This window comes from Martinezella rhizogenes, assembly GCF_007002745.1.
Taxonomy (GTDB): domain Bacteria; phylum Pseudomonadota; class Alphaproteobacteria; order Rhizobiales; family Rhizobiaceae; genus Agrobacterium; species Agrobacterium cucumeris.
Genome location: NZ_SGNY01000003.1, coordinates 357,414 through 376,714, shown reverse-complemented (window position 1 = coordinate 376,714; position 19,301 = coordinate 357,414). Strand labels below are relative to the sequence as shown.

General features: G+C 58.4%; 17 protein-coding genes and 1 tRNA gene. 6 read left to right on the top strand and 12 right to left on the bottom strand.

Annotated features, from left to right (window positions below):
- The first annotated feature begins 175 nt into the window (after window positions 1-175).
- The gene (locus EXN68_RS11940; RefSeq protein ID WP_142840985.1) at window positions 176-709 is read left to right on the top strand and encodes a GcrA family cell cycle regulator; all 534 of its coding nucleotides are present in this window, start codon (window positions 176-178) and stop codon (window positions 707-709) included.
- A gap of 299 nt (window positions 710-1,008) precedes the next feature.
- Here EXN68_RS11940 and phoB read toward each other — a convergent pair whose 3' ends face one another.
- The 7 genes from phoB to phoR form a co-directional block, all read right to left on the bottom strand.
- Entirely contained in the window at window positions 1,009-1,692 is a 684-nt protein-coding gene (gene phoB / locus EXN68_RS11935; RefSeq protein ID WP_003493692.1) for a phosphate regulon transcriptional regulator PhoB, read from the bottom strand.
- Window positions 1,693-1,722: 30 nt separating this feature from the next.
- Window positions 1,723-2,448: a phosphate signaling complex protein PhoU gene (phoU, locus tag EXN68_RS11930; protein WP_142840984.1), complete on the bottom strand. Its 726-nt coding sequence runs from the start codon at window positions 2,446-2,448 to the stop codon at window positions 1,723-1,725.
- A gap of 98 nt (window positions 2,449-2,546) precedes the next feature.
- Complete coding sequence (gene pstB, locus EXN68_RS11925) at window positions 2,547-3,362, bottom strand: phosphate ABC transporter ATP-binding protein PstB (RefSeq protein ID WP_142840983.1); 816 nt, start codon at window positions 3,360-3,362, stop codon at window positions 2,547-2,549.
- Between the two features lie 14 nt (window positions 3,363-3,376).
- Window positions 3,377-4,699 carry a phosphate ABC transporter permease PstA gene (pstA, locus tag EXN68_RS11920; RefSeq protein WP_142840982.1) on the bottom strand — a complete coding sequence of 441 codons (1,323 nt, stop codon included), beginning with the start codon at window positions 4,697-4,699 and terminating at the stop codon, window positions 3,377-3,379.
- Window positions 4,696-6,180 carry a phosphate ABC transporter permease subunit PstC gene (gene pstC, locus EXN68_RS11915; protein ID WP_142840981.1) on the bottom strand — a complete coding sequence of 495 codons (1,485 nt, stop codon included), beginning with the start codon at window positions 6,178-6,180 and terminating at the stop codon, window positions 4,696-4,698. Before pstC ends, pstA begins: the two co-directional genes overlap by 4 nt.
- A 271-nt stretch (window positions 6,181-6,451) precedes the next feature.
- Window positions 6,452-7,486 carry a substrate-binding domain-containing protein gene (locus EXN68_RS11910; RefSeq protein ID WP_142840980.1) on the bottom strand — a complete coding sequence of 345 codons (1,035 nt, stop codon included), beginning with the start codon at window positions 7,484-7,486 and terminating at the stop codon, window positions 6,452-6,454.
- Between the two features lie 195 nt (window positions 7,487-7,681).
- On the bottom strand, window positions 7,682-8,941 hold the full coding sequence (gene phoR, locus EXN68_RS11905) for a phosphate regulon sensor histidine kinase PhoR (protein ID WP_193559520.1): 1,260 nt from the start codon (window positions 8,939-8,941) through the stop codon (window positions 7,682-7,684).
- A 241-nt stretch (window positions 8,942-9,182) separates the two neighbouring features.
- Between phoR and ppk2 the strand changes: the two genes are divergently transcribed.
- Window positions 9,183-10,064, top strand: a complete 882-nt coding sequence (ppk2, locus tag EXN68_RS11900; protein WP_142840978.1) for a polyphosphate kinase 2 — start codon at window positions 9,183-9,185, stop codon at window positions 10,062-10,064.
- A gap of 60 nt (window positions 10,065-10,124) precedes the next feature.
- Here ppk2 and EXN68_RS11895 read toward each other — a convergent pair whose 3' ends face one another.
- Window positions 10,125-11,270, bottom strand: a complete 1,146-nt coding sequence (locus EXN68_RS11895; RefSeq protein ID WP_161991307.1) for a hypothetical protein — start codon at window positions 11,268-11,270, stop codon at window positions 10,125-10,127.
- 254 nt (window positions 11,271-11,524) lie between these two features.
- Between EXN68_RS11895 and EXN68_RS11890 the strand changes: the two genes are divergently transcribed.
- From EXN68_RS11890 to EXN68_RS11875, 4 genes are all read left to right on the top strand, one after another.
- On the top strand, window positions 11,525-12,487 hold the full coding sequence (locus tag EXN68_RS11890) for an NAD(P)H-dependent flavin oxidoreductase (protein ID WP_142840976.1): 963 nt from the start codon (window positions 11,525-11,527) through the stop codon (window positions 12,485-12,487).
- Window positions 12,488-12,623: 136 nt separating this feature from the next.
- Window positions 12,624-12,699 (top strand) — tRNA-Thr (locus EXN68_RS11885).
- 148 nt (window positions 12,700-12,847) lie between these two features.
- Entirely contained in the window at window positions 12,848-13,006 is a 159-nt protein-coding gene (locus EXN68_RS11880) for a YqaE/Pmp3 family membrane protein (RefSeq protein ID WP_046799460.1), read from the top strand.
- A 316-nt stretch (window positions 13,007-13,322) separates the two neighbouring features.
- Complete coding sequence (locus tag EXN68_RS11875; RefSeq protein WP_142840975.1) at window positions 13,323-13,565, top strand: DUF982 domain-containing protein; 243 nt, start codon at window positions 13,323-13,325, stop codon at window positions 13,563-13,565.
- A gap of 118 nt (window positions 13,566-13,683) precedes the next feature.
- Here EXN68_RS11875 and EXN68_RS11870 read toward each other — a convergent pair whose 3' ends face one another.
- The 4 genes from EXN68_RS11870 to EXN68_RS11855 all read right to left on the bottom strand — a co-directional run bounded on the left by EXN68_RS11870 (window position 13,684) and on the right by EXN68_RS11855 (window position 19,241).
- Window positions 13,684-14,076 (bottom strand): PRC-barrel domain-containing protein, encoded by a 393-nt coding sequence (locus tag EXN68_RS11870; RefSeq protein WP_046799387.1) that lies wholly within the window; start codon window positions 14,074-14,076, stop codon window positions 13,684-13,686.
- A 128-nt stretch (window positions 14,077-14,204) separates the two neighbouring features.
- Window positions 14,205-15,086, bottom strand: coding sequence for a helix-turn-helix transcriptional regulator (locus EXN68_RS11865; RefSeq protein ID WP_161991306.1), 882 nt, complete (start codon window positions 15,084-15,086; stop codon window positions 14,205-14,207).
- Window positions 15,087-15,195: 109 nt separating this feature from the next.
- Complete coding sequence (locus tag EXN68_RS11860) at window positions 15,196-17,385, bottom strand: TonB-dependent siderophore receptor (protein ID WP_142840974.1); 2,190 nt, start codon at window positions 17,383-17,385, stop codon at window positions 15,196-15,198.
- A 179-nt stretch (window positions 17,386-17,564) separates the two neighbouring features.
- Window positions 17,565-19,241: an ABC transporter permease gene (locus tag EXN68_RS11855; RefSeq protein WP_142840973.1), complete on the bottom strand. Its 1,677-nt coding sequence runs from the start codon at window positions 19,239-19,241 to the stop codon at window positions 17,565-17,567.
- Window positions 19,242-19,301 lie beyond the last annotated feature (60 nt).

The following is a 19,301-nucleotide window of genomic DNA, read 5'->3' as shown; positions in this document are numbered from 1 at the left end:
GATGATTCCCGCGACTCTTGCCACGGAGTCGGGCTGGCACTAGGTTAATCGCTAATTACTAGACTGCATTGCGGCGGAACTAGTCACCTAAAATCTGGCAGAAACCACGCTCGCGGCGCGCCCGTGAGGCGGAGACGGATTCTGCCGAAATATACGCGACAAGCGGAGAAGCGGCATGAACTGGACAGACGAGCGGGTCGAGAAACTCAAGAAATTGTGGGCCGAAGGACTGAGCGCCAGCCAGATAGCAGCGCAGCTGGGCGGTGTAAGCCGTAATGCCGTGATCGGCAAGGTCCACCGCCTCAATCTGCCGGGACGCGTCAAGGCTGGCGGACCGGTCACTTCGGCACGCTCCGCACCCAAGCGCACTGCGGCCCCCGCTCCGCGCGCGACAAATTTCACGGCACGCGTCAACGCGGCACCGGCCCGCACCATGAGCCGTTCGAATGCAGCAACCGCTCTTCACGAAGAGATCGATATCGAAACCGCGCAGGTTCTCGATTACATTCCTTCCAGAAATGTCGTGACGCCGATTTCCCGTCGCCTGACGCTGACGGAACTGACCGAACGCACCTGCAAGTGGCCGGTCGGCGATCCCTTGAAAGACGATTTCCACTTCTGCGGTTGCGAAGCGCTGGAATCCTCACCCTATTGCAAGTTCCATGCGAAGCTCGCTTACCAGCCGGTCAGTGAGCGCCGCAAGGCTTGAGTGTTGCGGCACGCAATCAGCACTCAAAAACTACGGGTCTTCGGGCCCGTTTTTTTATGACAAACTCAGGCCGGCTGCGGAAACAATGCGCCAGCAGAATGTTCGGCCTTTTCCTCCATCGCCGAGGCGCCTAGCCCACAATCCGCGCACCAACAGACAGGCGATTGTCCATTCAAAAGGTCAAGACACCGTGTTTGGGGAAGGTTCAAAATCAAAAAGGCCCGATGCCGCAATGGTGTCGAGCCCTTTGATCTTTATACGTATGTTATGCTGACTGAAGCTGGTCAGTTCGGCTTCGCTCAGGCTTCCATCGAATACCCGGCACCGCGAACGGTGCGGATGACATCCTGCATGTGCGAAAAATTGAGCGCCTTGCGCAGACGTCCGACGTGGACGTCAACGGTGCGCTCATCCACGTAGATATCGTGGCCCCAGACGCCGTCCAGCAACTGCGAGCGAGAGAACACCCGACCCGGAGATGTCATCAGGAATTCCAGCAGGCGGAATTCCGTCGGTCCGAGACGCACTTCGCGGCTCTTGCGGTGAACGCGGTGGGTTTCGCGATCGAGTTCTATATCGCCGCATTTCAGCACCGACGAAAGAACCTCCGGGCGGGCCCGGCGCAGCATAGCCTTGACGCGGGCCATGAGTTCCGGCGTCGAAAACGGCTTGACGACATAATCGTCGGCACCGGTGGCAAGACCGCGTACCCGCTCGCTTTCTTCACCGCGCGCCGTCAGCATGATGATGGGCAGGCGTTCGGTTTCGGGCCGCATTCTCAGGCGCCGGCACAGTTCGATGCCGGAAACACCGGGCAACATCCAGTCCAGGATGAGAAGATCCGGAATACGTTCCTGCAGCCTGATTTCCGCCTCGTCGCCACGGGGTATCGTGTCGACGTCGTATCCCTCAGCCTCGAGATTGTAACGAAGCAGGACGCTCAACGCTTCCTCGTCTTCCACAACTGCAATCTTGGGCACCATATACTAACTCCGCAAGCTTCTGCCTGTCTGTTATTCGGTCACCGAACCGAGTGTGTTGGAACTATCGTCCTTCGGACGCTCGCCCTCCGGCTGGCTGCCAGTGGCCATGTAATAAATTGTCTCAGCGATATTCGTCGCATGATCGCCGATACGCTCGATGTTCTTGGCGCAGAACAGAAGATGCGTGCAGGTGGTGATGTTGCGCGGATCTTCCATCATGTAGGTCAGAAGCTCACGGAAGAGCGACGTGTACATGGCGTCGATTTCTTCGTCACGCTCGCGGATGGCATTGGCCTTCTCGGCGGAACGGGTGGAATAGACGTCGAGCACTTCCTTGAGCTGAACCAGCGCCAGTTCCGACAGATGTTCGAGACCGCGGGCGAGCTTGCGCGGCACGCCGGTGCCGGCAACGGCGATAACGCGCTTGGCAGTGTTCTTGCCGAGATCGCCGACGCGCTCGAGATCGCCAGCAATACGCAGCGTGCCGATGATTTCGCGAAGATCGGCCGCGACGGGCTGCCGTCTGGCGATGGTGACGATGGCCTTGTCGCCGATCTCGCGCTCGGAATGGTCGAGGATCGCGTCGTCGGAAATGACCTTCTGCGCAAGCGCAGCATCGGAATTGACCAGTGCGCGCACGGCGTCGGCGCACATCTGCTCGGCCAGACCGCCCATTTCGGCGATGCGGCGCGTCAGGAACTTCAATTCGTCGTCATAAGCGGACAGAATATGCGAATGGGTCGTTGTCTGTGTCATGGTCTAATCCTCCGGCTTGGCCTTCATGCATGTGCACACCAGCGGGGCACGGCAAAGGCACCAGTCTTGTTCGGTTTCGATAAAGCGCCGGCCGGAAATCAGCCGAAGCGGCCCATGATGTAATCCTGCGTACGCTGGTCGTCCGGATTGGTGAACATCTTGTCCGTTTCGTTTTCTTCGACAAGATGACCAAGATGGAACATGGCCGTACGCTGGGAAACACGCGCTGCCTGCTGCATGGAGTGCGTAACGATGACGATCGTAAAATTGGCGCGCAGCTCGTGGATCAGTTCCTCGACCTTGGCGGTTGCGATCGGATCGAGCGCGGAGCAGGGTTCATCCATCAGGATCACTTCCGGGCTGACGGCAACCGCGCGTGCAATGCACAGACGCTGCTGCTGACCACCGGAAAGGCCGGTGCCGGATTCGTGCAGGCGGTCCTTGACCTCGTTCCACAGGCCGGCCTTCTGCAGGCTCTGCTCAACGATCTGGTCCATATCCGCCTTGTTACGGGCCAGACCGTGGATGCGCGGACCGTAGGAGATGTTCTCGTAAATCGTCTTCGGGAACGGGTTCGGCTTCTGGAACACCATGCCGACACGGGCGCGCAATTCCACGACATCGATCGCCTGATCGTAGATATCGTCGGTGTCGAGCGTGATCTTGCCGGTGACCCGGCAGCCATCGATCGTGTCGTTCATACGGTTCAGGGTACGCAGGAATGTCGACTTGCCGCAGCCCGAGGGGCCGATAAGCGCGGTCACCGTATTTTCCCGAACGTTGAGGTTCACGTCGTAAAGCGCGCGCTTTTCGCCGTAATAAACCGAAACGTCCTTGCCGATCATCTTGTACGAAACTTCATTCATTTTCTTGTCCAGCGCCTTTTCAACTGCTGCTTCCGACAACATGTTCATTGCTCAATCTCCCTCTACCAGCGCCGTTCGAAACGGCGACGCAACAGGATTGCGCCAACATTCATGACGATGAGGAACAAAAGCAGGATGATGATAGCGCCGGATGTCCGTTCGACAAAGGCACGTTCCGCTTCGTTCGCCCACATGTAAATCTGTACCGGCAGAGCCGTGGACGGATCCATTGGCGTTGTCGGATAATTTGCAACGAATGCCACCATGCCGATCAAGAGCAGCGGCGCCGTTTCACCCAGCGCATGGGCGAGGCCGATGATGGTGCCGGTGAGAATGCCGGGCATGGCAAGCGGCAGGACGTGATGGAAGATCGTCTGCATCTTCGAAGCGCCGAGACCAAGCGCTGCCGCACGGATCGACGGCGGCACGGCCTTCAATGCTGCGCGTGTGGCAATGATGATCGTCGGCAATGTCATCAGCGTCAGGACGAGGCCACCGACCAGGGAGGCCGAGCGCGGAAAGCCCATGAAGTTGATGAAGACGGAAAGACCGAGCAAACCGTAAACGATCGAGGGAACAGCCGCGAGATTGTTGATGTTCACCTCGATAAGGTCCGTCAAACGGTTCTTCGGCGCGAATTCCTCGAGATAGATGGAAGCTGCGACACCGATCGGCAGTGACAGAACCAGCACGATCATCATCATGTAGAAGGAACCGATCAGCGCCACACCGACACCCGCCGCTTCCGGACGGCTCGAATTGCCGTTGACGAAGATGCCGGTGTTGAAATGTTTGCCAAGCTGGCCACCTTCGGCGAGCTGGTTCATCCAGCCGAGCTGCTGGTTCGAGATGCGGCGGTTGGCCTCATCCACCGTCAGATCGACCTGGCCCTTGAAGGCGCTGTCCACATCGCCCGATGCCAGAAGCGTGACGGTGCGCGTGGTGCCGATAACGGCAGGATCGGCGACGACGATGTCGCGCAGCTGGGTGCGGACGCTGTCGGAGATCATGACGTTGACGGCGCGAAGACCGGCGCGGTCCGTTGGCGCGACGCCGAGAACCTTGGCAACCGCATCGCGGGCGAGAACGGGATAATTGGCCGTCATCAGCTTTGCGGGATTTGCGGCCCGCTCATTCTTCGGATCGATGATCAGTTCGGAAAACTCGACCGGAACGGTGATCATCGTCTGCTGGAAGGCGGTGTAACCCTTGGATACGACCGACCAGAGCAGCAGGAAGAGGAAGATCAGGCCGAAGGAAATCGCTGCCATTCCATAGGCACGGAAGCGGCGTTCGGCGGCATAGCGACGCTTGATGCCGATATCACGGCGCGTGGCGTTGTTTCCGGCGGTAGCGCCGGCTGTGGGAGAAACGATGTCGGTCATTCATATTGCTCCCGGTATTTGCGCACGATGTAAAGCGCGTAGATATTCAGGCAAAGCGTGATGGCGAAAAGCGTGATGCCCAGCGCGAAGGCGACAAGCGTCTGCGGCGAGGTGAATTCAAGGTCGCCGGTCAGCTGGCTGACGATCTTGACCGTTACCGTGGTCATCGGTTCGAACGGGTTGATCTGCAGACGGGCAGCAACACCGGCGGCGAGAACCACGATCATGGTTTCGCCGATCGCACGCGATGCCGTCATCAGCACGGCGCCGACGATGCCGGGAAGAGCGGCGGGAACGATGACCTTCTTGATGGTTTCAGAGCGCGTGGCACCAAGACCGAGAGAACCATCGCGCAACGAACGCGGCACGGCGGTGATGATATCGTCCGACAGCGACGAGACATAGGGAATGAGCATGATGCCCATCACGAAGCCGGCGGTAATGACGCTCTGCGCCTGGATGAAATTGGCGTAGTTGCCGGTTGCGAGACCGTTGATCTGCGTGGAGATGTCTCGCAGGAAAGGACCCACCGTCGTCAGCGCGAAGAAGCCGTAGACGATCGTGGGAATACCGGCGAGTACCTCGAGCAGCGGCTTTGCCACTGAACGCAGGCGCGGCGAGGCGTATTCCGACATGTAAATCGCCGAAAACAGACCGACGGGGACCGCGACCAGCATGGCGACAAAGCCGATATAGAGCGTGCCGGCGAGCAGCGGGATGAGGCCGAACTGGCCGGACGAGTCCGTTGCACCGGCGGCCGCAAAACGCGGATCCCACACGGTTCCGAAAAAGAACTGGTGTGCCGGAACCATGGTGAAGAACTGGATGGCTTCCGTCAACATCGACAGGACGATACCGATGGTCGTCAAGATCGCGATGGACGAGGCGACAAGCAGGGATGCGAGAATGACCCTTTCGACCTTGTTGCGGGCCCGAAAGCGGGGAGCGATCGAACGCAGCGCATAAGCGGCGCCGGCGAATGCGGCCGCCAGCACGATGACGATCATCGCGATGCGGCTTGTCGAGGTCATCGTGTTCAGCGTCTGGGCCGCATCGACCATATAACGCTCGGGATCGCCGGCAATCGCAACGCCTTTCGATGCCAGAAGCGGCCTTACCGTGGCTGTATCCGCATCTGCCTGCGCGGTTTCTTCCGCCGTCAGGCGCTGAAGTCCACGGGCGATGGAGCTCACCATGCCATATGTCAGGCTTTGCTGCGCCTCGGACTGGGCGCGCACGTCTTCGGGAAAATTACCACGCACGGCCGAGGTGATGACCAGCGGGCTGATAACAAGCCATATACAGAGAATGAACGCCGCGGGCAAAACCGCCCAGACGACCGCGTAGGAGCCGTGATAACCGGCACGGGAATGCATGCTGGCGGGGCGCCCGCCAGACAGAGCAATGGCGCGGCGACTGCCGAGCAGATAACTGCCGATGCCGATCAGCACCAGTATCAGCAAAAGGATCGATGTGTTCATTAGAATTCCCTCGGCGTGCCTCAAGAGCACGGTGCGATATCGGGCAAATCAAAAAGTCATCAAAACGAGACCGCTGGACCATCCAGAGATGCCTGCCTTTTGACTGTATGAAAGTCTGGCAAGCGTCAAGGTTGATACAACCTATCCATCTGTAATCCATAAACAATTATGTGGATGGCGATGGATCGGAACTGTCAACCGGAGACAATCGCCGAAGCGGAGAGGCACCGGGCGGAACAAGGGGCGCGGCAGGCCGCGCCCCTCATCTTTATTACATGGAAGCGCCGGCTGCGAACTTGGCGCGGATTTCTTCGCGCTCCTTGTCCGGAGCAGCAACCAGGCCGTAGTTGGCGAGCGGGGAATCCGGGCCGATCATGTCGTCAGAAACGAAGAACTCGACGTATTCCTTGAGGCCCGGGATAACGCCCAGGTGAGCCTTCTTCACGTAGAAGAACAGCGGGCGGGAAACCGGATACTTGCCGCTGGCAACGGTTTCGGTGGACGGAACAACGCCAGAAACAGTGGCAACCTTCAGACGGTCAGCATTGTTTTCATAGAAAGCGAGGCCGAAAACGCCGAGGCCAGTCTTGTTGGCGTCGATGCGGGCCAGCGTTTCGGTGTAGTCGCCGTCGATGTCGACTGCAGCGCCGTCCTTACGGACAGCGATGCACTTTGCAGCTGCCTGCTTGGCATCGGTAACGATCTTCTTGATGGCGTCGGTAGCGCCGGCTTCCTTGCAGCCGTCAGCCATGATCTTCTCTTCGAAGACTTCGCGCGTGCCGTGCTTGGAACCCGGGATGTAAGCGGCGATCGCTACATCAGGCAGTTCCTTGTTGACTTCCGACCACTTCTTGTTGGGGTTGGCAACGAGCTTGCCGTCCTTGACGATTTCAGCTGCGAGAGCAAGGTACAGATCCTTCGGCTCGAGCTTGATGTCCTTGTTGGATGCGTCCATTGCGAAGACGATACCGTCGTAACCGATCTTCACTTCCTGAACGTCGGTAACGCCAGCAGCCTTACAGGCGGCCAGTTCGTCGCTCTTGATTGCGCGCGAAGCATTGGCGATGTCGATGGTGCCTTCACCAACGCCGGAGCAGAACGCCTTCAGACCACCGCCCGTGCCGCCGGACTCAACAACCGGAGCCTTGAAGTTCGGGAAGGTTTCGGCAAAGGTTTCAGCAACGATCTTGGCATAGGGCAGAACCGTGGAAGAACCGGCAACCTGGATCTGGTCGCGAGCAGCGGCGGCGCCAGCGAAGGCGACAGAAGCCACCAGAGCTGCTGCGGAAAATTTAAGGATGTTCATTTGTCTCTCCCGTCGTGGGCTTGTTTGTGGACGCGGCCGATAGCGGCACTCGCTCAAAGCATGCGCTCGGCGACCTTTTCTTAACCACCGTAGCCACATCCTTTTATGTCACTTCAGTGAAAGATTTGTGACAACCTAAATTATTGATTTAATTTATAAAATTTTACGGCATTAAAAGCTGGCAGATATTTTATGTCAGAATCTGACGGTGAAGTCCGTACCGTTGCCCAATTCCGATTTAATGATGAGGCGGGCACGGTGGCGGGTGAGGATATGCTTGACAATGGCAAGCCCGAGACCCGTTCCCTTTTTGGAACGGCTGTCGGCGACACTGACGCGATAAAACCGCTCCGTCAGACGCGGCACATGTTCGGCGGGAATGCCTGGCCCCTTGTCGATGACGCTCACTTCCACCGGCTTGCCGGGTTCAGCGCGTAGCCAGACATCCACGACCTTGCCTTCCTGGCCATATTTGCAAGCATTTTCAACGAGATTCTGGAACACCTGCACCAGTTCGTCGCGATCGCCCTGCACTTCCGCCGGCCGGTCGGGCAGATGCAGGGTGATCTCCACATCCAGCTCGTTGGCGAGCGGCAGCAGCGCGTCCCGCACATGACCGATGACGGGGACGAGGTCGACCTTCTGGTCGGGCGCGATATTTGCCCGTAGCTCCAGCCGTGAAAGCGACATCAGATCATCCACCAGCCTGCTCATGCGGGTCGCCTGATCGAGCATGATGGCGAGAAAACGTTCCTGTGCTTTCGGGTCGTTGCGAGCCGGACCCTGCATGGTTTCGATGAAGCCACGCAGCGAGGCGAGCGGCGTGCGCAATTCATGGCTGGCATTGGCGACGAAGTCGCTGCGCATCCGGTCGATGCGGCGAAGCTCCGACACATCGCGGAACGACAATATGTAAAATGGCGGGCCGGCCACCTCCCCCGCATCCGCCCGCGCAATGCGAACGATGAAGACGCGCTCTGATGGAAAACGCTCCGAATGCTCGACCTGATTGGGTTGGCCGGTGGTTATGGTTTCGCGGATGACATCCAGCAGGCCCGGGGATCGCAGGCGGGCGGAAATATGCGCGCCAGGCGGAAGCTGGCCGAACGCCCGTTCCGCCGCACCGTTCTGAAACAGCACGCTGGCATTCTTGTCGAGGATGAAGACCGGCGTATCCAGCACCGCAAGGCCGGCCCTGACGCCGGAAATGACACTTTCCGCAGGCACCTCGGGTTCATCCGTTTCCGCAACCGCGGCTTCATCGGTTTTGGGCACCGCTGACCGTTCCCGAACCGCCAGAATGGCGATGATGGCGCAGAGCCAAAGGGCGGCCGGCATATAGGGCGTGTGCAGTTCCGAAACGGCCGCGATGGCCAGCATGCTGACGACGAGAACGGGCAACCAGTTTCGGCCAAGCTTTCGTCCCAAAAGCCTTAATCCACGATCGCCTTCCATGACTGCCATTTCAGCCTGCTTTCCACTTTCACCTGACAGCGCATCGAATTCTCATAGGCCAGCTTCATGACAGAGATTCATCACCGCGCATTTTTCACAACGTATATGCGCAAAATCTGTGCCGCAATCGTCCCCGGCGCCGCACCATGTCCCGCCACTCCTCTTTCACTTGAATTCTGCCGGTGGATATGAACTCATTGGCGGTGAGTTGCCTTTACACAACAATAGCCGGAGAACAAATATGGCCGAAGACACGAAGAAGCGAGCGGTGGAGCTTACCATTGGCGGCAAGCCGCGCAGCTTCGACATCGACGATCCGGTTCTTCCCGACTGGGTGGAGGACAAAAAACTCTCCGCAGGTGACTTTCCCTACGACAAGAAGATGAAACGGGAAGATTACGACGTCACGCTGGAGGCGCTTCAAGTGGAGCTCGTGAAGGTGCAGTTCTGGCTGCAGGCCACGGGCAAGCGGGTGATGGCGGTCTTCGAAGGCCGCGATGCGGCAGGCAAGGGCGGCGCGATCTTTGCGGCCCGGGCCTACCTCAACCCCCGCTACGCCCGCGTGGTAGCATTGACCAAACCGACGGAAACCGAACGCGGCCAATGGTATTTCCAGCGTTATATCTCACATTTTCCGACTGCCGGTGAATTCGTTCTCTTCGACCGTTCCTGGTATAACCGCGCTGGTGTCGAGCCTGTCATGGGATTCTGCACCCCCGAAGAACACAAGCGCTTTCTCAAGGAAACACCACGGCTGGAAAAGATGCTGGTGCATGAGGACATCCATCTTTTCAAGTTCTGGCTCGACATCGGTCGCGAGACGCAGATCGAACGCTTCCATGATCGCCGCCACAGCCCGCTGAAATGCTGGAAGCTTTCGGACATGGATATTGCGGCGCTGACGAAGTGGGATGACTACACGCAAAAGCGCGACGAGATGCTGGAAAAAACCCACACCGACGCCGCCCCCTGGACGGTGGTTCGCGCCAACGACAAGCGCCGCGCCCGCGTGAACCTTATCCGCCATATTCTCAATTCACTCGACTACGACGGCAAGGACAACAAGGTGATCGGCGAGATCGACGGCAAGATACTGGGGTCGGGTCCGGAATTTCTTAAATAGGACAGGAAGATGATTGCAGGCGCCTCCTGAAGGCGGCGCCTGCCTTTCTTCCTGTCAGCCTTACTGGCCGGGCAGAATGCGCACGGAGTAAAGATTGACCGGACGGCTGTTGCCGTCGATGTCGCTGTTGATGAAGATTTTGCCGGGCGCGTTAGGCGCGAGCGAGCGCTCGAATGTCGCGTTCAGCAGCATGTCCGCCCGTTCAGCCGTGGCCGTAAAGCGGTGGCGTGAGCAATCGCCAAGCGTGGCAAAATCGCAGGCGACGGAGACCTGCGTCTGCCGGTCGCTGGATGATTGCAGCGTGATGGATATGGTCGAGGACTTGCCCGCCATGTCCCGCATGACTTCCACCGGAACCTCGACGCTGACCGCACCATCCTGCGAAACACTTCTCGACGTTACCTTTATCGCCTTGCCGGCAGGTGTGGCGATGTTTTCGACTGTGGCGCGCGGGCCTGCCGAAACTCCGGCGCTGCCGCGCTCGGCATTAAAGAGTTCCACCCAGTCATCGGAAAAACCGCGGCCGGCGGAGAGGCTCGGTGCCGGTTCCGCGCCGTTGAAGTCCTCCGCCTGGACCTGGGCCGGCGGATTTGGCACGCTGGTATCGCGCTGCGCGGGCGACAGCAGCAGGCCGGATGAATAGACCCACCAGGCGCCGAAGCCAATAAAGGCGAGAAGCGTCACATATATGAAAAGCCTTGCAAAAAGCCCGCGGCGCTTGCGGCGGCCAACGGCACCCTCCGGGCGAAAAGCAAGCGAGGCATCGCCCGCGCTGGAGCCTCTCCTGGATGGCTTTGCATTGCGTCGACCGGCGCTTGGCGGCTCCGCAGCAACAGTGACGCCCGGCCGCGCGTCACGTGTTTCGCCACGCAGTTCCGGCTCTATGGCCATATCGCCATGGTGCTGTGGCTGTGAAACGGGATCGACCGAGGGTTCATCATGGGCGACACTCTCCGGCAGTGGTGGCCGCAATTGCTGCTCCACCCTGTTTAGAAGCCGGTCACGCTCTTCATTTTCAATGACATGAATGAGGCTTTCGAGCCGCTGGCGTTGCTGGGCGACGACCTGTGGTTCATCTATGCCCTGCTTGCGCAGGCCCGCTTCCAGCGCCTGGCGGGATGATTGGTAAATCCGTGCACGAACTTCGGCGTTCGATCTGTCCGATTTTTCCAGAGCATTTCTGATTGCCGTTTCCAGTCCGCTCACGACCGATCCTTGTTCTGTTGCGCTGTGCAAAAATATGCGGCGCTGCGCCATTGGTTTACGATTCGGTAACGGCTATGCCGCGCCTCCGCAAGCATCGTTTGTTATAAAGACCGGATTGGCTTGGGGAAAATCGATCCATTGTGGCGCTGCGAACGCAGATTTGTGACGCCGATACGGTGTGGTTTTCGCTTTCAATCCGTCGCCGAACACGATATTAACTTACGTGCGCGTAAACGTAATTCATGGGAGGAAACATGCTGCCGTCCGTGCTGAAAGACAATCTGCGTCTTCCGGTCATAGCCTCACCGCTATTCATTATTTCGCATCCGCAATTGACGCTGGCGCAATGCAAGGCGGGTGTCATCGGCGCTTTCCCGGCGCTGAACGCGCGGCCCGAAAGCCAGCTGGACGAATGGCTGGCGATGATTACCGAAGAGCTTGCCGCGCATAACAGCGCCAACCCGGATCGACCAGCCGCCCCCTTTGCGGTCAACCAGATCGTGCACATGTCCAATCGCCGGCTGGAACATGATCTCGGCCTCTGCGTCAAATACAAGGTGCCGGTGGTGATCTCCTCGCTCGGCGCTGTGCCGGAAGTCAATGCGGCGGTCCATTCCTATGGCGGCATCGTGCTGCACGACGTCATCAATGATCGTCATGCCCGCTCCGCCATCCGCAAGGGCGCAGACGGGCTGATTGCGGTGGCAACCGGGGCCGGCGGACATGCCGGCACGCTGTCACCCTTCGCCCTCGTTCAGGAAATCCGCGAATGGTTTGATGGCCCGCTGCTGCTGGCCGGCGCCATCGCCAATGGCGGCTCCATCCTCGCGGCACAGGCCATGGGCGCGGACATGGCCTATATCGGCTCGCCCTTCATCGCCACGCAGGAGGCACGCGCTTCCGATGGCTACAAGCAGGCGATCGTGGATGCCCAGGCAAAAGACATCGTCTATTCGAATTATTTCACCGGCGTTCACGGCAACTATCTGAAAAGCTCCATCGTCGCCTCCGGCATGGATCCCGACAACCTGCCCGAAGCGGACCCCTCCAAGATGGACTTCGAAACGGCAACCGGCGGGGCAAAGGCCTGGAAGGACATATGGGGCGCCGGCCAAGGCATTGGCGCGGTCAAGGCCGTGGAGCCGGTGGCAGACCTCGTTGATCGGCTGGCACGCGAATATGAAGCTGCGAAAAACCGCATCTGCACAACGGCCTGATGCCGCCCGTAAACAATAAGCAGGCAAAGCTTTTTGCGGAAATTTCAAAAGCCGCGTATTCAAGGCTTGAAATCCGTCAGCATTGCCTGTATCAGCCCGCCATGAAGCTGATCCGCCACAGACGGGTCATGTTCGGGCCGCTTTAGCTCAGTTGGTAGAGCACGTCATTCGTAATGACGGGGTCACGTGTTCGAGTCACGTAAGCGGCACCATTTATTTCCCATGATATCAGTACTGTTCGATCCGTAGCTTCGCTTACGCGTTGTTGATCTTTCACGCCATAGGTACTGCCCATGGTGAAACCAAACAGCCCGCCATACGTTGACCGGCAAGTCACTCTCAACCAGAAAGCCTGTTATCGTGGACGTCATTCGTATTCTTATTGCCATCCTTCTGCCGCCCGTCGGCGTGTTCCTTCAGGTCGGTCTTGGCCTGCATTTCTGGCTCAATATTCTTTTGACGCTGTGCGGCTATGTGCCCGGCATCATTCACGCCATCTGGGTGATCCTGCGGAAGTGAACTCACGGCCATTCGCAATGGGACGTCCGCAACATTTTAGTACGTGATTAAATTCTTATGATCTCTGGAACCTCGTCTTGTCCCTCACGTTAAGGTGATGACAAGCAGCCAAGGAGAAAATCATGAACCAGATCATCTACATCGTCGGCCTCGTCGTTATTGTGCTGGCAATCCTGTCATTTTTCGGCTTCCGCTGATCCCCGTTGTCAATTCACCCGCTTGCGCATATTCTAAACAGCAGTGACACACGGCTGCGTTCATGGGTTGCTCCGCTGTCGGGTGTATTTCGGGATCGCGTTGCTCTGGGAGGTGCACGATGAAGAACGAGAGATGGACAGAACCGGTTGAGGTCAATCTTGAGGCGAACGGCAAGAGTGTCGTCGCCGGCCCCTTCGAAGCGCTGACGTTGCTCACGGAAGGCTGGCCGAAGATTGGCGGATTAAGCTTTGTGAGAGCCAGGAGCGCCTGCCGCGCCGCCCTTGACGGACGCAAATCGCCGGAGGAAGCGCGCAAATGCTTCACCGATGCGGTTTCCGAGATACAGAAAAACCCGCATTAAAGCAGATAAACGCAAACGGCTCCTTTTCAGGAGCCGTTTTCTTATGTGGCGTTCCGGGCGCAGAAATGCCCGGAACGTTTCTCATTCTTGAAGCTGGATCGTATAACCCTGTTAGACCTTACATCCAGTAGGGCGCAACGCCGTAATAGTCGTAGACCTTGCGGTCCTTGGCGTTCAGCAGATCGTTATCGTCGAGATTAGCGAAGTGCGGCGCGTTTTCGATCTCTTCCTTGGTGAGATCGATGCGGTAGCCATCAAGTTCTTCATCGTAGTGCAGCTTTTCCCAAGGCAGCGGGTAATAGTCGTCACCGATCCCGAGAAAGCCACCAAAGCTCAGCACGGCATAGGCAACGCGGCCACCGCGCTTTTCCAGGATAATGCGCTGGATCGAGCCGATATGTTTGCCATCAGCGCCATAAACGCGGGTGCCTTCCACCTTGTCGCTGGCGATCAGGCTCGGCGTATCCTTGACATAGGGGTCCTGTCCGGCGCGGGGTTCCTGATGCAACATGACGTCTTCCTCCTTGATTTTCCTCGTTGGTGTCACGTCTTGTAAACCCTGCGACGGAGAAATCGTTCCGCGGCGTTTCAAGCGCTACGGCCAGTATTTTTTTGAGGGAGGATGGAACAAAAAGGCGCTTATTGGCGGATTTTTTGCCAGACGGAGGGGGAAACGCCGACCATCTTGCGGAAGACGCGGGAGAAATGCGCCTGATCTGAAAACCCGCTGGCAATGGCAATGTCGGTCAGCGCCATGTCAGGCCTCATCATCAGTTCCTTGACGCGATCGATACGCGCCTGCATCTGCCATTGGTGCGGAGGCACGCCGGTGGAGGCCTTGAAGGCGTGGCTGAAATGGGATTGTGACAGGTTGGTAAGCTCCGCCAGTTCCTCCAGCCGGATAGAGCGCAGGCAATGTTCACGGATATAGTCGGTCGCCGCTCTTAACTGCCAGGCAGCGAGCTTGCTGCGTTTCTTGACCGGTTCCCGCTTTACCTTGAGGAAGTCCGTCAGCAGCGCCAGCACGAGGCTTTCGCCGTAAAGGTCATGCAAGGGGTCTGGATTATCACATTCGGCGGCGATCAGCCGGGCCAACACCAGCAGGCGCTCATCCTCGAACATCAGATGCGGATCGAGCAGGCCATGCGGGTCAAACCCCTGCACCAGCCGCGCGCCCAGCAAACCCGCATCAAAATGCAGATCGAGATGACGCACGAAGGAAACATTGCTGAGCTCCGCATGCACATCCAGATCGGCGGGCACGAAGGAAATCCGGTTCGCCTTGGAGGAACCGTAATTGTCGCGGTGGGAGCGGTTCATCATGAACCGGCCGTCATCGCTCCCGTCCATATCGAGCAGAAAAACAAACCGCGGATCCTTGCCGACATAACGGCCGCCCGCTTTTGGCGCGCAACGCACATCCCAGAGATCGGCGACAATGCCGTTCCATACCCTGGAGCGCGGGCCGCCGATGACGGCAAAGCCCTCGATCTCATTTTCCATCCGCACGCGGAAAGCCATGGCCTCTTGATCCCGCAAGGCGCAAAGGCGCCTCTATAAACATGATAAATCTATTCATGTTTATAGAGGCAAACTATATTTCCCGCAACTGCTGGCCTGCGGCCAAGCCTTACCACTTCTTTGCGAGCTTGAAGGTGATGGTGCGGCTATCGCCCCAGCCGCACACCGAGACACCGGCGCAGCTCTTGACATATTCCTTGTCGAAGACATTCGCGACGTTGATGGATGCCGTCCAGTCGTTCTTCTCGTAACGGATCGCGGCATCGAAGACCGCCGCATCCGGAACGCGCAACGTGTTTGCCGCATCCGCCCAGGATTTACCCTGATAGCGCACCCCACCGCCGATGCTGAGGCCTTCAAACGTATCATCGGTGAAGGCGTAATCCACCCACAGGGACGCGGTGTTGGTGGGCACGATCCAGGGGGATTTGCCGATCAGGTTGGGATTGGCATCACGGGTAATCTCAAGATCGGTGTAGGAATAGGAAGCAAGGGCCTTCCAGTTATCGGAAAGATTGGCCTTGGCTTCCAGCTCGAAGCCGGTGGATTCCACCTGTCCGAACTGCCCGCTCGTGGTCACGCCGCCAGCCGTATAGGACACGATCGCATTGTCCTTGACCAGCTTGAAGACGGAGGCAGTGATGCTGCCATCAAAGAAGGTCGGCTCATATTTGACGCCAGCCTCGAACTGGTGCCCCTCCTCAGGTGCGGCAGGGGTGCCATCCGCAAGCGTATCGATCAGCGGATTGAAGAAGGTGGCTGCCGAGACGTAGGGTGTCAGGCCATTGTCGAATTCATAAGCGAGGCCGGCGCGGCCGCTCAACGCATCGTCATTGGAGCGGAAGGACGCGCCTGTTGGCAGCCTGTTGTTCAGCTCCGTATCGACATAATCGTAACGGCCGTTGAGCGTCACCAGCCAGCCATCGCCGAAACGCAGCTGGTCCTGGGCGTAGATGCCGATCTGCTGCTGGGTCACGACATTGTCGGCATAAACGAAATTCGTTCCCTGCGTCGAGCCATAGACTGGCTTGAGCGCGCCGATCGCATTCGACCCGCAGCAGGCCTGCACCTGATCTAGCTTGTAATATTTATAGTCGAGACCAAAGAGCAGCGAATGGCTGACCGCTCCGGTTTCGAACTGGCCTTCAATGCGGTTGTCAACGCCGAAACTATCCGCCTTCGACAGGCCGTCATAACCGAAGCGGGTCAGCATATAGTCGTTGGTGGTGGCATCGAGGATCGGCTGGCCATTGGCGTCGGCATTGGCCCAACCGCCCGGATAGGGACCGGTCTCGTGCTTGTAGAGGTGGCCATAACGGGCGTTCTGGCTGATCTTCCAGCCATTATCGAATTCATGACTGACTTCGTAACCCACCATCGACTGGTAGACACGGCCATTGTCGATATCCGGTTCGCCATAAAAGGCCTTGCGGTCGAGCTTGCCGAAGGGTGCGTCAACCACGGTGCCGACATATGGCAGGAAGCCGTTGCCGACATGCACCTGATCGAGCGCCGAGAAATATCCGTAGAGCGTTGCGCTTGTCTGCGCATCCGGCTCGAAGGTGATCTGCGGCATGATGAAGCCGCGCAGATCCTCTGAGTAATCAGTGTAATTATCGCCGCCGGAAACCTTGCCGGTGACGCGGTATTTCCACACGCCCTCAGCATCGACTTTGTCGCCGAAATCGAAACCGAAAAAGGCATTGCCGAAATTGTTGATGCCGATTTCCGTTTCACGAACCGGCGTATCCTGAGTTTGCTTGCGGACCAGCTGCACGATACCGCCAGGATTGGCGCCGCCATACAGTACCGAGGCCGGCCCTTTGAGGACTTCCACCCGCTCCAGACCATAGGCATCCATCTGGAAACCGCCGAAACCATAGCTGAACAGGTTCAGCCCATCGAGGAACACGCCGGTCTGGGTGGCCTGAAAACCGCGAATGTAAAACCAGTCAGTATCGGGGTCGGTGCCGAAGGGCTCCGCCGTCACACCCGGCGTATAACGCAGCACCTCGTCGATTTTGGTAACGGCGCCGCGGTCATTCATTTCCTGGCGGCCAACAACGGATACGGATTGCGGAATGTCTTTCGTTTCCGTGTCGGTTTTCGAGCCGGTCGCGCTTTTCTTCGCGACATAGCCACGGACCGGGCCCGTGGCATTTTCCGCCCCCTGCCCTTCGACGGTGATTTCCCGCAGAACAGTCGTTTCCTGTGCGTGGCCCATCACCGGCGCCATCAAAACAACGGCAGCCGTTCCCAAAGCCAGGCGGCTCAAAAACATCCCATGCAAATTTTTCAAGATATGCCCCGAAACAGATCGCGGCCGACGATCATAGCCGTCAGGCCGCAGCACTTCAATTAAGCTGAGTATTTACATCAGGATTAAGGCGGGATGCTTGTCGTTTTCCGGGAGGATTTGAAGCTTATTGGCCTCTCGCACTGTTTTGTGCCCGTCATTTTATGCGGCGAGACCAGCCATCAACCTTTGCGTCGGCCGATCCTCGCAAGCAGCATGACGGGAAGGATGCCGATGACGACAATCGCCAGTGCGGCGATTGCCGCCTCCTCATAGGTGCCGCGGGCGGCTTCGCCATAGAGGTGGGTCGCGAAGGTCTCGAAATTGAGCGGCCGCAATAACAGCGTGGCGGGGAGTTCCTTGACGCAGTCCACGAAGATCAGCAACGCCGCCGCCGCAAGCGATGCTTTCGAGAGCGGTAGGTGGATCTGGCGGAATGTCTGGGTTGCGGATCGCCCGAGTGTTCGTGAGGCGTGATCAAAAGATTGCGGGATACGGCTCAAGCCCGCATCGACGCCGCCGGCTGCAATGGTGAGGAAACGTGCCGAATAGGCATAGATCAGGGCTGCACCGCTGCCGATGAAAATGAGGCCCGTGGATATGCCAAACCAGTTGCGCATGGTCTGGTCGACAAACCGGTCGAAACTACCGAGCGCAATCAGCACGCCGATGGCAATGACAGTGCCGGGGGCTGCATATCCCACCGTGGAAAGACGATAGGACCACAGCGAGAGACGTCCCGGAGCAAGGCGCATTGCGTAAGCAACCGCAAGGCCGAGAATAAGGGTGATCACCGTCGCCACCCCGGCAAAGACGATGGTGTTCAAAGCCTCCTCGGTGAAACGGGCAGACAGGCCGCTGAAGCGGAACCGTTTCCATGCCTCGATAACGAGATAGCTCGCCGGCGCCACGAAACCGATCAGGACCGGCAGGCTGCCAAGCGTAAAGGCCCCGCAGGCCTTGAGGCCGGTAAGGCGCACCGGCTCCAGTTCCCGGCTTTTCTGCGCGGAAACCGAATAACGCTGCTTGCGCCGCGCCCAGCGTTCAAACGCCACGAGAGCGACGACGATGAACAGCATGGAGAGCGCAATCTGCGCCGCACCCGGCAGATCGGATTTCGTGACCCAGGTCGTATAGACCGAAACGGTGAGGGTGCGGACGCCCAGAAATTCCGAGGCGCCGATATCGTTCAGCGCTTCCATAAGGGCAAGGCTGACGCCGACCGCGATCGCCGGCCGCGCCAGCGGCACCGCAACCTTTAAAAAAGCCTTCTGTCTGGAAACGCCAAGCGTGCGGGCGGCCTCCAGCAGATTGCCGGCCTGTGTGAGGAACATGGCGCGGACGGGAATATAGACATAGGGAAACAGCACGAAGCCAAGCAAAATGATGCAGCCCGTCATCGATCTTATATCCGGCAGACGGAATTCACGCGGGCTGGAGTAACCGAGCAGAAAGCGGATTACTCCCTGCACTGGCCCGATCGGATGCAGAATATCCAGATAGGCATAAGCAACAATATAGGTTGGCATGGCAAGCGGCAGCAGCAGCGCCCATTCCAATATCCGGCGACCGGGAAAATCATAAGCGGTAACCAGCCAGGCCGATGAGGTTCCAATGATACCAGCCAGCAAGCCGACACCGGCGAGAAGGATGACCGTATCCGGCAAGGCCGTCAAAAGAACGGTGGAGCCGAGATGCTCCCACAGGCCGGCAGAACCCTGTACCGCCTGAGAGACCAGCGCCAGAACCGGTACCATGGCGCCGCAGACCGCAACGAGCGATAGGCCCAGCCACCAGAAGGAGGATGAAAACCTTGGTCTTGCGCGGGACGTCAATGGCTGAACGGCGTCTGGATTCATGAGCTTCTTGAAAATACAGGGAAAGGCGCCCGCGGGTGCGAGCGCCTTCCACCTTGTTGC